The 14178-nt window shown below is 33.6% G+C and carries 10 protein-coding genes, 1 tRNA gene, 1 other RNA gene and 1 pseudogene; 9 read left to right on the forward strand and 4 right to left on the reverse strand.

Features of this window, described 5'->3' with window-relative positions:
* Window positions 1-72 precede the first annotated feature (72 nt).
* The 3 genes and pseudogenes from OOL05_RS06150 (at window position 73) to OOL05_RS06845 (ending at window position 5883) form a co-directional block, all read left to right on the forward strand.
* Window positions 73-1050: a hypothetical protein gene (locus OOL05_RS06150; protein ID WP_264376140.1), complete on the forward strand. Its 978-nt coding sequence runs from the start codon at window positions 73-75 to the stop codon at window positions 1048-1050.
* Window positions 1051-1059: 9 nt separating this feature from the next.
* The gene (locus OOL05_RS06155; protein WP_264730229.1) at window positions 1060-4524 is read left to right on the forward strand and encodes an ankyrin repeat domain-containing protein; all 3465 of its coding nucleotides are present in this window, start codon (window positions 1060-1062) and stop codon (window positions 4522-4524) included.
* A gap of 424 nt (window positions 4525-4948) precedes the next feature.
* Window positions 4949-5883, forward strand: a pseudogene (locus OOL05_RS06845) (IS5 family transposase).
* Between the two features lie 567 nt (window positions 5884-6450).
* On the opposite strand, the gene tldD reads toward OOL05_RS06845, so the two are convergent.
* The gene (tldD, locus tag OOL05_RS06170) at window positions 6451-7881 is read right to left on the reverse strand and encodes a metalloprotease TldD (protein ID WP_264376143.1); all 1431 of its coding nucleotides are present in this window, start codon (window positions 7879-7881) and stop codon (window positions 6451-6453) included.
* A gap of 62 nt (window positions 7882-7943) precedes the next feature.
* On the opposite strand from tldD, the gene OOL05_RS06175 reads away from it, so the two are divergent.
* From OOL05_RS06175 to OOL05_RS06185, 3 genes are all read left to right on the forward strand, one after another.
* Window positions 7944-8028 (forward strand) — tRNA-Leu (locus OOL05_RS06175).
* A 62-nt stretch (window positions 8029-8090) separates the two neighbouring features.
* Window positions 8091-8570 (forward strand): DUF4231 domain-containing protein, encoded by a 480-nt coding sequence (locus tag OOL05_RS06180; protein WP_264376144.1) that lies wholly within the window; start codon window positions 8091-8093, stop codon window positions 8568-8570.
* Window positions 8571-9390: 820 nt separating this feature from the next.
* Entirely contained in the window at window positions 9391-10311 is a 921-nt protein-coding gene (locus OOL05_RS06185) for a molecular chaperone DnaJ (protein ID WP_264730233.1), read from the forward strand.
* On the opposite strand, the gene OOL05_RS06190 is transcribed toward OOL05_RS06185, so the two are convergent.
* On the reverse strand, window positions 10299-11597 hold the full coding sequence (locus OOL05_RS06190; RefSeq protein ID WP_264376147.1) for a bifunctional folylpolyglutamate synthase/dihydrofolate synthase: 1299 nt from the start codon (window positions 11595-11597) through the stop codon (window positions 10299-10301). The two genes, OOL05_RS06185 and OOL05_RS06190, sit on opposite strands and share 13 nt — an antisense overlap.
* Entirely contained in the window at window positions 11594-12178 is a 585-nt protein-coding gene (locus OOL05_RS06195) for an MlaC/ttg2D family ABC transporter substrate-binding protein (protein WP_179945643.1), read from the reverse strand. The genes OOL05_RS06190 and OOL05_RS06195 overlap by 4 nt, the downstream gene beginning before the upstream one ends.
* A gap of 117 nt (window positions 12179-12295) precedes the next feature.
* Here OOL05_RS06195 and ssrS point away from each other — a divergent pair.
* The 3 genes from ssrS (at window position 12296) to OOL05_RS06210 (ending at window position 13682) form a co-directional block, all read left to right on the forward strand.
* A non-coding RNA gene (gene ssrS, locus OOL05_RS06200) (6S RNA) lies at window positions 12296-12457 on the forward strand.
* A gap of 17 nt (window positions 12458-12474) precedes the next feature.
* Window positions 12475-12936: a type II toxin-antitoxin system RatA family toxin gene (locus OOL05_RS06205; protein ID WP_254229976.1), complete on the forward strand. Its 462-nt coding sequence runs from the start codon at window positions 12475-12477 to the stop codon at window positions 12934-12936.
* Between the two features lie 14 nt (window positions 12937-12950).
* Window positions 12951-13682, forward strand: a complete 732-nt coding sequence (locus OOL05_RS06210; RefSeq protein WP_264376148.1) for a DsbA family protein — start codon at window positions 12951-12953, stop codon at window positions 13680-13682.
* A gap of 28 nt (window positions 13683-13710) precedes the next feature.
* On the opposite strand, the gene OOL05_RS06215 is transcribed toward OOL05_RS06210, so the two are convergent.
* Window positions 13711-13989, reverse strand: coding sequence for a DUF2671 domain-containing protein (locus tag OOL05_RS06215; protein WP_010403908.1), 279 nt, complete (start codon window positions 13987-13989; stop codon window positions 13711-13713).
* Window positions 13990-14178: the final 189 nt, after the last annotated feature.

The following is a 14178-nucleotide window of genomic DNA, read 5'->3' on the forward strand; positions in this document are numbered from 1 at the left end:
AAGAAGCCTTAATGCTTTTTTCATAGTACACAATTTATAATCATAAATATTGGAAATGTGAGGAAATTCTGTATGTTTAGCGACAAAATAGTCCTAGACTTTGAAATAGAAAAAGGTGACCGAATAGATCGGTGTTACTTCTCTACACGCATCAAACTTACAGATAAGAGCAAGAGTTTTCTACGTGAAAAGCTCGGTAAACCTAACAATTTAGATGATTACTTTAATCTTAATCCTGAGAATTTTTATATTTATTACAACAAATATAGTGGTCACTATGGTATAAATGAGCTATATGTCAGAGATGATAATGGTAGATATTTAGCTACTAAACTTCCACTTGATCAGAGCGGATTTTCGATAGAGTTATCATTCGACGAGGTGAATTATGGTTTTTATCCTCTGTATGCAATCTATAATCCCACTCAATATGACAAAAAGCAGGAAAAGAGCTTTGAAGATAATGGTGAATTGCAGCCGTTTGTGTCAAGTGTATTGGATTACTTTCTAAATGGCTTAACCATTCAAGATATGTTTTTGCAAATACAAAATGAGCTTGTTGAAAAAGAAACAAAATTAGAAGAAGACAGAAGAAAGGCAGAGGAAGAATTAAATCAAAAGAATGAAAAGTTAAGAGAACTCATAGAAAATGATGAGATTAAAGTACTTAAAGTAATAAAAGGCCATAGTATTGGGAATGGACGTTCAGCAGCAATTTTACAGCTTAATGGTGATCTTGATGCAAGTAAATACTACATAGCAGAGTATGAAAGCAATGAATACTTACATTGTACGAGCTCTGGTTATGACATACTGCTTGACCAGAGCGATTTATTTTTTGTTCTGAATAGCAGCTCTTATCTTGAACTTGAAAGCGGTTTCTACTCAATCCCTGAATTTAATTCTAGAAGCTATGCTAAATATCTCAATACTAAGAATCGGCTTTTCAGCGATGATCAACTATCTCAGCAGTTGTGCAAAAACAAGGTAAAGGCTGAATCTACAGTTAACGCATTTTTCTCAAGACTTATTTATAGTGAAAATTTTTAAGAGGTGGATATGAAATTTAAAACAAATTCTGAATATGATAAATCACAAACTTTGATTAAAAAATTATTTCCAAATAAAGAAAGTATAGTAATAAACGATCAGCTTACAATAGAAGTAAAATATGGGGGATTAGCTAGTTATACCCCTGAGTATATAAAACAAACTGTAAAAGATGCTTACGGAGCCTGGTCTGATAATTTCTATTCACAAAAAAGCGTTCATTCTGGTCCAGTAAAATTGCAGCTTTATGTGCTGAAAAATTACGATGATTACAAAGCTCACATCAAGGAACTTTCAGGTGGTAAGGACCATAGAGAATTATGGGGTGGTGGAACAGTAAGAGCACACGAAGCTGACGGCACGATAGCAAAGACTTTTATTGTTGGAGATGTAAATGGCTTACTTTGTGCAAAATCTAAAATTTTAATGGAAAAAATGAGCGATGCATTTCTTGAGTACTCTACCGGTAATATGGATACAGTACCTGAAGTTTTACGTACCGGTATGAAGCTTTTCATGTGGAGCTATGATGCAGCTAAAAAAGAAAGCACTCGCGATATGCATTATACAAAAGAAGCATACAATAAAATGCATGAATCTGGGCATGATACACCATATAAAATAGCAAGTATGTCTAACGACTATAGAATATCAGATTGCTTAGTGACATTCCTACAAGAAAAACATCCTCAATTCATAAAGCAATTGCTTACTGAGATGTCCTTCGATAGAGTAGAAGCGATATCAAAATTCAAGCATCTTTTGAATAACTCAGAAGTTGAAAAAGAATTTAAGCAGTGGATGGATGTAAAAAGTGGCGATAAAATTGTGGCAGATCTTGTGCCAGATAGTGAAGTTATGACTTTTGGCGAACACAAGCTTCAAATAAATATAAAATATGATGATGAGGAATTAACTCAGAGCAAATTGAGTAGTGTAAAAAATGCCATCGAGAGTACTATAAAAGATTTTGATTCAGCATTTGGCATTAATAATTCTCAGCCTTGGCACAACATACCAAATAAAGTTAATGTTTTCGTATTTAATACAAAGAGTGACTACGAAAATTATCTTAAGGAGTTGAACGTTAACTATAAAGGCGCTTCTGGCTTAACAGTTCAAGGGCGTGGCTCAGAAATTCATGTTTATTTTTATCTACAAGACCAATTTGATGACTCGTGTAAAACTTTGAAACACGAATTGGGACACGCCTTAACTATCATTAATTCCTATTATGGTACAGGTGATGTCTTATCTAAGGCTATGCATGAAGGGGTTGCTAACTATATGGCAAGTTTAGAAGATGGTCGGCATGTCAATGACCACGGAGATAAAGAGGCCTTGATTGCAATAAAGAATAAAGGTCTCAAACCAGATGAAATATTGCGCAATAATATTTGGAGTAATAAAGGGGAACATTATCATTCGGATGCTGAACAAGTGATCAAATTTCTTGAAGATAAACACCCAGATATGATTGATAATTTGCTCAAGAGCCTTTCTAAATCTGGTGCAAATAGGTCTCAAGGTAATAAATTATTTGAGGATTTTTTGGCTGAGCTGAAAGGTTATGATCAAGAATTTAAACAATGGGTTAAGGCTGAGCTGAGTGGTGAACAACATATGGAATATAATGTTGTTGAATCTAACAGTGTTGAAAGTTCAACAAGCCAACAAAGTGCAGGCAAGGGTCTATATGGTTATAGCCCAGTACATTATGTAAGTAGTGATAAAACCAAGATAGAATCTAAATCAAGTGTCAGTAGAGAAGATTCTATGCAACCTGCTAAAAAAGCGAGTGAAGACGAACAAGGAAAAGCTGTTACAACAAAAGTTATGAAGTATAATAAACAGCCTTTCTTAAAGGTGAATATTGATGACAATAATGTAGAAAATACTATAGGAAAAGTAAACGAGATAAATAAGGTAACAGGTGCGACTAGTTTACATTTTGCTGCTTCATTGGGAGATTTAAGCAAAGTAGCAACGCTACTAAAACACAATTCATATATTGATACAAGAGACCATAATGGACAAACGCCACTACATTATGCCATTCAGTCAGGAAATACGGAAGTAGCAAAATATCTTATTGATCATGGAGCAAATCTTAATGTTCATGACAATTATTATCAGAAAACTAATGCTAAATATGTGTATTATAAGACACCTTTACACTATGCTATTGAGTCTGGAAATATAGAGATAGCTAAATACTTAATAGATCGTGGTGCAAATCCTAATATTCAAGATGCTTATTCCCAAACACCATTATACAGTGCTATTTATTCAGGTAATACAGAAATAGTGAAGTATCTATTAGATCATAACGCAGATTCTAATAGTAAAAGTTATTATACTTTTCCGTTACTTGCTGCTATTAAGCTAGGGAATTCGGAAATAGTTAAGAGTTTAATTGAGCATGGCGCAGATCTTGGTATCAAAAACACGTCAGCTCAAACACTGCTGCACTATGCAATTGAGCTAAAACATACGGAAATTGCTAAATACTTAATAGATCGTGGTATAGATGTTGATACCCGTGATATTAGCTCTGGTAAATCTCCACTACATTTTGCCATGCACATGAAAAATATGGAAGTAGTTAAATATCTCATAGAGCATAATGCGGATATTGATATTCAGGATAGCTACGGCTTAACGCCTTTGCACCTTGCTGTTGATCTTGGAAATAAGGAAATAATAAAACATTTAGTTGAAAAAGGTGCGAATGTTAATGTGCAGGATAATGATGGTTGGACACCTTTAGTTCATGCAGTGAGGCATGGAAAGTTAGATACAATAGAATATCTAATAAAAAACAAAGCTGACGTTGATGTTGTGGGCAAAGATGGCAGGACACTTATTGAACATGCTGAGTTATGGGCAGAAGGGAAAGGTATAGAAAGAGATGTAATAGATAGCAAAGGCGGTAATGATTCTTATTATCGTGAGCTTTCAAAAGAAGCTGCAACTTGGGAAAAAGCTGGAAAGGATATGCTTAGCTATCTCAAAAAAATTACTATGCAAGAAGAAGAATCTAACGATATAGACCAAATGCCAGCAGATCAACCTGCGAGTGAAGAAAGGAGTAAAAGATCGATAAGAGGAGACGAAGAGAAGCCAGAGGAAACAATTGTTATAGATAATGTGAAACAACATCCTTTAAAAATCAAAGTGGGTGAGGCTGTTGAAATAGGGAAATATAAGGTAGAACTGCAAGTTACGTATGATGATGTAAGAAATTTTTATGACACTATACGTGGTAAATATCATGATGGTAGTGGATACAATTATGAGCAAGTAATGGTTTTGTACAATGAAATTGTTAGGCCAGCATCACAGCATCATGATGAACCATTTACTCTTGCTGAGTCCTATATTGCAGATGGGCATCTATTTATTAAAAATCAAGATTTTGGAATTTTGAATGATTTTAATGAGATGTTCTATAAAAGTGATGAGTTTATGTAACATAAAAGGTGGATGAGAATTAATTGATATAAGGAATTAGATCTTCTATTTTCATTCCAGCGTTTCCTTATCCTGTCATCCCAGTGCTTCGACACTGGGATGGCTTTGTTGCATAGCACCTTAAGCAGTGATGGTTTACGACAAATTTATGTAATGATTTCAAATTTAGCCATACCAATACCTAATTTAGAATCAAAATTCCTGGATTCCAGTATCAAGTACTGGAATGACATCATCTACTATGCAACTTACTTTCAAAAATAAACGTTCCAGTGGTTTCATTTGCTTTCATCCCAGTGTTTCCTTCTCCTGTCATCCTATGGCTTGACCATAGGATGGCTTTGTTGCATCGCTCAAGTGAAAAGAACTGGCAGTTACTGACAAAATTCATTATAAATAGCCATTTAACTGTTGAAGAAAAAATATGCCACAAAAAATGAGAGTCAGTAACTGCCATGAATATAACAAATTTCTCCAAGAAAGAGGAAGCATTTTTTGTTATATCAATGACGCCATAGAAAATTGGTACGAGAATTGTCCAAAAATGCAGGGCGGCAACTATATTTATAGTGATAAAGTTGTGATTTTAGTGCATATAATCGTTAATCTTTTTAGAATTGGCTTAAGACAAACGGTAGGGTTTGTAAAAGGATATCTGCAACAAATAGGAAGAGATTTGCAGCTATTCACAAGCATCAAAAAAAACTTAATATTAAGATAAATGATTGCAGAAAATAATATAGAAGATATCGAAATTGCTATAGACAGTACAGGAATTAGTATATACAACGACACACAGCAAGGAAAATAGCACTGACAGAGTGGCTATGAGCAAACGAGAAAATTGCACGTAATGTTGAATATAAACAACAAAAAAGCCATAGCTGTAAAATACAGTAACGGTGTCTACTCTGATCACTTGTGATTTGCTAAAAGAAGTTGATTTTCAGCATGCCATAAAAGCACTATATGCAGATAGAGCATGTGATAGGCACAAGTTTTATAAGTTGTGTAACGAATATGATATAAAGACAAAAATTCCACCAATAAACAATGCGGCAGAACATCCAGAAATAGATTATATGTCTGACAGGAATGCTGCTATTAGGTTAATAAAATTATACGGTGAAGATGGCATGAAAGAATGGAAAAAGAAGTAAATTATGGGAAAAGATCTTATATTGAAGGGTTTTTCTCAAGATTAAAGCAAATATTCGGATTTAGTTTTAGGAATAAATCTGAGATAAATCGAGAAAAAGAACTAAATGCTATTTGCTTAATAAATTCACTGATATTGGTGTGGCTAAATTTGAGATAGTTACACGAATTTACCATAAATCACCATCTCATAAAGTGTGATGCAACAAAGCCAATCGGGAGTCGCAATAGTAAAAGTGAAAGAAATCTTCAAAGTAGAACTATCCCCCAAAGCTGCACATGGACATAGAATATCCTTTATCAGGGATGGACGTAAACATTGAAGATCTTCCCCTAGAGCTGGATATAGATATAAAGTCATTTATACCATTACCTATATTCGAGAAAAATATCACATGCCAAGAACCTTGTCAAAATTATATAATCTATCTCTAGAGCAGGTTATTGAGAATGTCAATCCACATAAAAGAGCCAGGTATTCCTAACACCACTAAACTCACAAATTCATTTGCTAGAGTTTATAAGTTCTTGTTTATAATAATTTTATTATATCGTAAAACCATCTATATCGGCCTATTTAAACAGTATTTTACTTTCCTTAAGGATTTTTTAAAGATCACCTATTGAATTCTATGATATTATTTTTTGTGAGATTGTTATACACGTTATAGCAAGGAAGGCAGAGAGATTTGTTAAGTAGTTTTTGCATCTATATGAGCTACTTGAATAATGGTTACAATATAATTGTACAGCATGAGCTGAGTTCGCTTAGCCCTTATCTACATATTCAGTTCCACCAACAGTTATTGCATCGACCTTGAGTGTTGGCTGACCAACTCCAACAGGCACATTTTGTCCGTCTTTTGAGCACGTACCAACACCAGGATCTAACTTTAGATCATTACCAATCATTGATACTTTTTTTAGCACTGTTGGCCCATCACCAATTAGCGTTGCTCCTTTGACTGGTTGTGTAATTTTACCATTTTTTATTAGGTAAGCTTCCGAAGATGAGAAAACAAATTTTCCTGATGTTATATCAACTTGTCCACCACCAAAATTTACTGCATATAGGCCTCTCTTTACGCTGGATATTATTTCTTCTGGTGTATATTTTCCTGGCAACATATAGGTGTTTGTCATGCGTGGCATGGTAACTTCTTTGTAACTTTCTCTTCTACCATTACCAGTTGGGCTTACACCCATGAGTTTAGCGTTCATATGATCTTGCATATATCCTTTTAGAATTCCATCTTCTATAAGCACATTATAGCCAGGTAAAGTACCTTCATCGTCTATGCTAATAGAACCACGCAAATTAGGTAGAGTTCCATCATCAATTACAGTAATGTTACTGGCTGCCACTTGTTTACCCATAGAATTTGAAAATGCCGAGATTCCTTTACGGTTAAAATCACCTTCAAGTCCATGACCTACAGCTTCATGCAATAATATTCCTGGCCAACCTGAACCTAAAACAACTGTCATCTCTCCAGCCGGAGCTGGAATTGCCTCAAGATTTACCAGCGCTTGCTCTAACGCTTGATTTGCAACTTCTTTCCACTTCTTCTCAGAAACAAACTTACTATAAGAGTCTCTTCCACCGTGCCCTGAAGAGCCTTTCTCAGCTCGGCCATTTTTCTCTAGGATGACTAATACATTAAAACGTACCAAAGGCCTAATATCGCTTAACCTGTGATCACCCTTTATTATTTGTACAACTTGCCATTCTCCACTTAGAGTTATTTTTACTTGCTTCACGTAGTTATTCTTGGACCTTACATACTCATTAACCTCATTGAGTAGTTTAATCTTTGAGTTCAGATCCATTTCATTTATGGGGTTAATCTTTGAATACAGCTCTCTTGTTCCCTCATTTAAGTTTATTGAATTTGTTTTGTTTAAAGATACTGAACTTTTCACTATAGAAGCAGCGTTACTAATTTCCTTTTCGCTAATTTCAGAAGAGCAAACAAAAGACGTACTATCCTCACAAAAGGACCTTAACCCAAATCCCCTTCTGATATTCAAATCCATGTGTTTCAATATGTTATCATCAAAAACCAGGGACTCTGACTGGCAAAATTCTAAAAATAATTCACCACCATCACTATCGCTCAAAGCGTTGTTGACTATTTTATATACATTATTAATATTAACATTGTTTTGAGCAAAAAATATTTGATCTAGATTTGGCATTACCTTTGAGCTAAAAATTGTTTAAGTATATTATTTAATTTTAACATAGTAAATCACAAAAAGCCCGGGTGGCGGAATTGGTAGACGCGCTAGCTTCAGGTGCTAGTAACTTTTTAAGTTGTGGAAGTTCAAGTCTTCTCTCGGGCACTCTATATTGATTTTTGAGTTAATTAATGCTATAATATAACATATTTACTATACTTAAGTTTATGAGTTGCGACAAAGAGAGGCTTGTTTACAGAAAGAAAATAAGAACTTATTCAAAACGCTTAGTTACTGCATTATCTATTGCTTCTTTGAGTGGGTACATAGCAGCATTAGCTTTGAATATTTCTGCCTTAAGCTTGTATTTTACTATTGCCAGCACTATACTAAGTGCACTTTCTCTTGTCTTAAATGTATGGTCATTAACTGATCATTTCAGGCAGCGTGACCTTAATAAGCAACTTGTTCCTCGGCAAGAGAAATTAATGAAGATCTGTCTTGATATTGCATCTAGCGTTTCATTTTTAATAGGAGGAATAATATATATATTGCCTCTCGAATCTCCTATTATTCCTTTCATTTCTACTGCTTTTTTTATTCTAGGCTGTACCTTTATGGCAACCAATTTCGTTTGTACTATGATTAGTCAGCCGCAAATAGATGAAAGTAATAATCTAAAATCTAGTAGTCATTTGAACATTTAATCCACGATAGCTGTCTAATTATCACATGTTAATAAATTAGCTTATTTAACTTGACAAATTACGCCATCCCCCTTACTATGAAAGTAAGAGTATTTATCCTTGTTTTTAATCTCTGCAGATTTAACAACAAAATTCAGTAAAAAACTCAGATATTTATTGGCAAATTACATAAAAATTATAGCGGCTGTATGTCTTTTAAATTTTTTCTACATTCATCCAAATCGCGCTTATTTTAAGCGTTAGCACATTATCAATTTACATTATTAAAACTCGCTATACGGGGGTTTTTTGTCTTTTTTTTATTTAGTAAATTTCTTAATATTTGTAGCTAAAGTAATTTTAGAGAGCCAGCGCGTGACGCTGGTTCCTGGATCCCAGTGTCGGAGCACTGGGATGACAACAAAGGGCTACTTGAATGATACCCATATTCCAGCATTTGATGCTGAAATCCAGAAATTTTTACTATAAACAAGCATATTGAGCACAAAATTATGCTAAAACACAACGTTTTTTGAGATTACGGAAAGCCAGTGTAGGCTACTTGGATGACATCAAAGAGAGGGTACTGGGATTACACAAAAAGGGCTACTTAAATGACAAGATAGATAGAACTGGCATGAATTGGATTTGAGTAACTCAAATGACCAATGAAAACTGTAACCCTAAACATTGAAGCACTATTATGCACTAAATGATAACTTTCATACACTTGTCATGGTAGTCGTGAAAGAAATAATTCATACAATAAGCATGAATGAAATGATTTGGAAATTTATATATTATAAAGTATTAATAGTTAGTTAATTTATGAGGTGGAGACATGGGCTATAAGCTAAGAGAAAGAGAATATGATTATAATGAAAGTTTATTTAAAGAGATAGGCATTCAAGTGCAAGAAGTAGAAGGTCGTAACTTCTTAGAAATATCTAATATAATAGCAAAAAATTATAGAAGGTTATCAATAAAGTGTCACCCAGATAAACCAGGAGGTAGCGATGAAAAAATACAGGCCCTCAACAGAAATAAAGCAGCACTTTTGCAATATATTAAACCACTAAGTGGAAAGAATCAGGGATTAATCATTCCTGAGGAATGGAAAAGGTGTTTACAGTCAATTCAGCAAGGTCAGAATGATAAGCGTACAAAGTATCATTTTGTTTTTAGTTTGGTAAGATTCCTACTGTCCGTCTCGTCATTAGTGTCGTATATTTACTTGGGGTGTAAGCTATATAAGGCTGCTAATTTTACTGATACACCTGGCATTTTGTTTAGTGCGAGCCTAATAACATTTGTTACAACTTTTTTCTTATCTATTTATTTGATATCACCTTTAATGAAAGAAATTGTAGATTTGCAAAATTCTCAACGGGAACAAGGTGAAAATTTAGATCAAGAAGAGAGATGGGAAGAAATATTAAAAAGTAAAAGATTTAAATATTTCATTTTTACTTCCCAATGTTCGAGTTATCTCCCTCCTATTTTATTAATAGCAGGTTTGGTGTTACAGTATCAATCTAGTTGCGTAGACAGTAAAATACTCATTGGATTTGCTACAGTACTAGGTTGTAGTTTATTACTACACTTAGCAAGTGAAATCTACGAGAGAAAAGTTGTAAATCTTGTAAAAACTGAAGGAATAGGTGATGAACAAAATGTACCTATAGGAGCATCAACCGAAAAGCCAAGCAGCATTGTAAATCCTGATGGTGCTTTTAACGTCTCGGCTCATCAAGTAGGTTGATTATTCTCCATACTCAAATCTCTGGCTAAAAATAACGAGCCACAAATTAGTATGGTTTTGACGTTTTGAATAGAGGCTTTTAGTATGTGATTTGATATTGCATCACCGATTGATTCACATTCAATAGCATTTACTCCTATATTATTAGCTCCTTCTCTGATTAAATCTGTACTTGTTGCTTTAGGTTCAGATTTAACACAAACGGCGCATAGTAGTTTGATGTATGGCTTTAAGTGCTCTAAGAACTCTGCGACGTTTCTGTTACGAGTGACACCAAAGATCATATAAACACCTTCAGCAAAATTGTCTTTTACCCACCTAGCTAACACTCTGGCACCATCATTGTTGTGTGCACCATCTAGAAATAATTGCCAATCTTTTGGTAATAAAGAAATTAAATTACCTTCTTTTATAGACTCTAGCCGCGCAGGCCAATAAGTGCTCTGTAAACCTGAAGCAATGTCCTCTTCTCCAATATCAAATCCATATTTTCCACTCAAAATGCTACATGCTGCAATGGCGTTTCCTGCATTGATTATTTGGTGTTCACCCTTTAAAGATGGCAAAGAAAATTCTATTGATTGAATAGCCGATTGAAAGACCATTCTGTTATTCTGTTTTTCGCAATTCCATTCAAGTCCTCCTCTATACAGAGGAGATTTCTTATTTATTGCATGATGCTCTAGCGTGTTCATTATAGATTTTTCTTGTGGTGCTATTACGCAAGGAACATTAGGTTTCATTATTCCAGCCTTTTCACCTGCTATGGTTTCTACGGTAGGACCAAGATATTCTGTATGGTCAAGGGAAATTGAAGTGATGATCGTTAGAATTGGATTATCTATAACATTTGTTGCATCAAGCCTTCCACCCAGACCCACTTCAACTAAAGTAATATCAGCTTTATGACGAGAAAAAGCTAAGAAGGCTGCAGTCGTTGCGGCTTCAAATAGAGTGATGGGTTGTTCTGCGACTGCTATACGGCATTCTTCTAGTGAGTTATGTAATTCACTATCATCGATATCATTGCCTGCAATAACTATTCTTTCATTAAAATTCACTAAATGTGGAGAAGTGTAGGTATGAACTTTATACCCTGCTGCTTGCATTATATATCTTAGAAATGATAGTGTCGATCCTTTGCCATTAGTGCCAGCTATGTGAATTATTGGCGGTATTTTTTTCTCAGGATTGCCTAATCTATTGAGAGAGCTTTTTATGCGATCAAGAGAAAAATCCTTTGGTCTACTGCCAAGCGGCTTAGGCCAATGAGGCATGTATATCATAGATTATTGTTACATTTTAATTCATCTATTACACTTGCCATGCCGTGCGTGTCGATTTTTTCACTAAATTGAGAACGTTGATTAATAGCAATACTTATCCCACTCATTACAACATCGTTTATTAAGAAAGAATTGTCATTTTTAGTCACTTTAAAGTCAATGTTTGTAAATTCCTCATCACCATAAGAAAATCTTGTTCCTATCAGACAAGTTTCATCGTCAACTGCTTTTGTACTCATTATGATCATTTCACTATTATTTATGTATTTATACAAAATTTTAGCGCACAAGCGCGCGAGATATACTTCATATTCTTTTAGAAACTCTTCTTTTTCTTTCTGAGTAGATAAATTCCAATATTTCCCTATGACAAATCGAGATATTCCTTTGAGGTCAACATTATTCTGAATAATTTTCAGAAGTTCTTCTTGTACATGTTCTAGATTTTTTCTATTCCCTTTCATAGACGTGTTGTCTACTTGCTGCTTCATGGCAAGCACAAAAGTTTTGTGCCCTATACAATTCGCGTAAGCACTTGAGGAGATTACAATAAAAATGGTTAAGAACTTAATAAGATTCATAAGATATATTTATTAGCTATGATACTTAAAATGCAAAATTTAACAAAGGCAAAATAATGATCGCTAGTTTTAATATATCTATAGACATACTCTATATAAATAATCTATAATTAATTTAGGGGTCTGTGCTATGCGTTATGAGTTAAGTTAAATTTCCCGAGCGATAATTTCTGATCAAGGGAATTGCCTCTGTTAATTTCATTGAAATTAGTACGTGATGCCCACCTTAACTTTAGGTCTCAGGAATCTACTAAGACTGACGGTAGATATGGATCCCTTTTCCATTATTTAGGTTTATGTTACACCAATATAAAGAACAAGGTGTTTTTTTCTGTTCATCTCATGAGATATTTCAAGTTGTAATTGACGTTGAGAAGTATCCTGATTTTGTTCCTTGGTGCAAAGCTGTTTATATAAAAGAAAAAACTGATAGCCAAATGATTGTGGACCTCCTTGCAGCTTTTCATGGCATTAAAGGAAGTTACACATCAGAAGTGACCTTTCTTTCTCCAAATGGAGCAAATAAAAGTTGGATAAAAGCTGTGTCGTCAAATGGAATATTTAAACATTTATACAACGAATGGAAATTCACTCCTATAGATGAAAGTAAAACTATGGTAGAGTTCTATATAAAGTTTGAATTTAAATCCAATTTGTTTTCCACCTTATTAAACTCAGTTTATAAATACACACAAAGTAAAATAATTGCTGCATTTAAAGACAGAGTAGAAAGTGTTGCCGAGAAAAAGTTATCTTGACATTATTTATATAAATGCATAAATTCTTTAATAAGTTAAGTGTTTCCATTGTAATGATTTTTAGATTATTGTTCTTACTTATTTTTATAAGTGTTAGTTCTTATGCAGCTATTGAACAAAACTTACCCAACACTCAAAAAACTGATGAAATAACATCAAAAGAACTACTGTCACTACTGCCTGATGATAAATTATTAGGTGATCCAAAAGCACCAATTTTAATGATAGAATATGCTTCGCTCACTTGTTATCACTGTTCTCTTTTTCATAAGAAAGTTTTTCCTAAAATCAAAGAGAAGTACATAGATACAGGTAAGATGTTATACATATTCCGTCATTTTCCTCTAGATTACAGAGGATTAAAAGCTGCAATGCTAAGTTATTGCTATGAAAAAGAAGAAGACTATTTTAATTTTAACAAAGCTGTGTTTAATGCAATAGACTCGTGGAACTACTCTAATTTTAGTGATTTAACTATACTACAAAAAATTGCTGCACTAAGCAATTTGAAGCAAGATGTATTTAACCAATGCATTAATGATAAAAAGATGATGGACAAAATTATAAATGATAAATCACTTGCAATTAATAAACTTGATATCACAGCTACTCCAGTATTTATCGTCAAGCTTAACAATAATAAATCATATGTAGAGAATAATAAAATTAAACATGAAGGATATAGAGAGCTGGAATATTTCACTAATGTAATAGATGAGTTATATGGAAAAGCTATAGTGAAGTAATAACACTTTAGCTTACCATATAAAAACCCTATGCTGAATCAGTATTTTTTGATACTGTTTGTTGCTTTTTACGCTCAAACTCTCTTTTTTTACTGTGCCAAGCATAATAATACATAGCAATTTTATTCTCTATTAATACTATCGTTCCATCATAAAATTGGACCATATCCATAACTTTTTTCTGAGCTTCGTTAAAGCGTTCTTTGTACTTCTCGCGATAAGCTGGATTGTGCAGTAATTTCACTCCTTCATTATTATTAGATTTCTTGCTTAACGTTTCAACTTCGTTAGCAATGTTATAAGACATATAACCCCCTCTAATTGATTATAAAAATTACATTTTAAGAGAGATGTAAATAAACGATCCCTTAATTCTAGTATAACAATTGGTTATTATACTAGTTAACCATAGTAAAATATATAATAATCTTTGTCACTTAAAATTTTACTTTATAAAATAACAACTTAAAATAAAAAAATTTTATTATTCTTAACT

The organism is Wolbachia endosymbiont (group B) of Episyrphus balteatus (genome assembly GCF_947250575.1).
Taxonomy (GTDB): Bacteria; Pseudomonadota; Alphaproteobacteria; order Rickettsiales; family Anaplasmataceae; genus Wolbachia.

Bases quoted from the DNA above. Each gene is read 5' to 3' on its own strand.
- OOL05_RS06150 (WP_264376140.1), top strand. From the start codon at position 73: ATGTTTAGCGACAAAATAGTCCTAGACTTTGAAATAGAAAAAGGTGAC.
- OOL05_RS06155 (WP_264730229.1), top strand. From the start codon at position 1,060: ATGAAATTTAAAACAAATTCTGAATATGATAAATCACAAACTTTGATT.
- tldD (WP_264376143.1), bottom strand. From the start codon at position 7,881: ATGCCAAATCTAGATCAAATATTTTTTGCTCAAAACAATGTTAATATT.
- OOL05_RS06180 (WP_264376144.1), top strand. From the start codon at position 8,091: ATGAGTTGCGACAAAGAGAGGCTTGTTTACAGAAAGAAAATAAGAACT.
- OOL05_RS06185 (WP_264730233.1), top strand. From the start codon at position 9,391: ATGGGCTATAAGCTAAGAGAAAGAGAATATGATTATAATGAAAGTTTA.
- OOL05_RS06190 (WP_264376147.1), bottom strand. From the start codon at position 11,597: ATGATATACATGCCTCATTGGCCTAAGCCGCTTGGCAGTAGACCAAAG.
- OOL05_RS06195 (WP_179945643.1), bottom strand. From the start codon at position 12,178: ATGAATCTTATTAAGTTCTTAACCATTTTTATTGTAATCTCCTCAAGT.
- OOL05_RS06205 (WP_254229976.1), top strand. From the start codon at position 12,475: ATGTTACACCAATATAAAGAACAAGGTGTTTTTTTCTGTTCATCTCAT.
- OOL05_RS06210 (WP_264376148.1), top strand. From the start codon at position 12,951: ATGCATAAATTCTTTAATAAGTTAAGTGTTTCCATTGTAATGATTTTT.
- OOL05_RS06215 (WP_010403908.1), bottom strand. From the start codon at position 13,989: ATGTCTTATAACATTGCTAACGAAGTTGAAACGTTAAGCAAGAAATCT.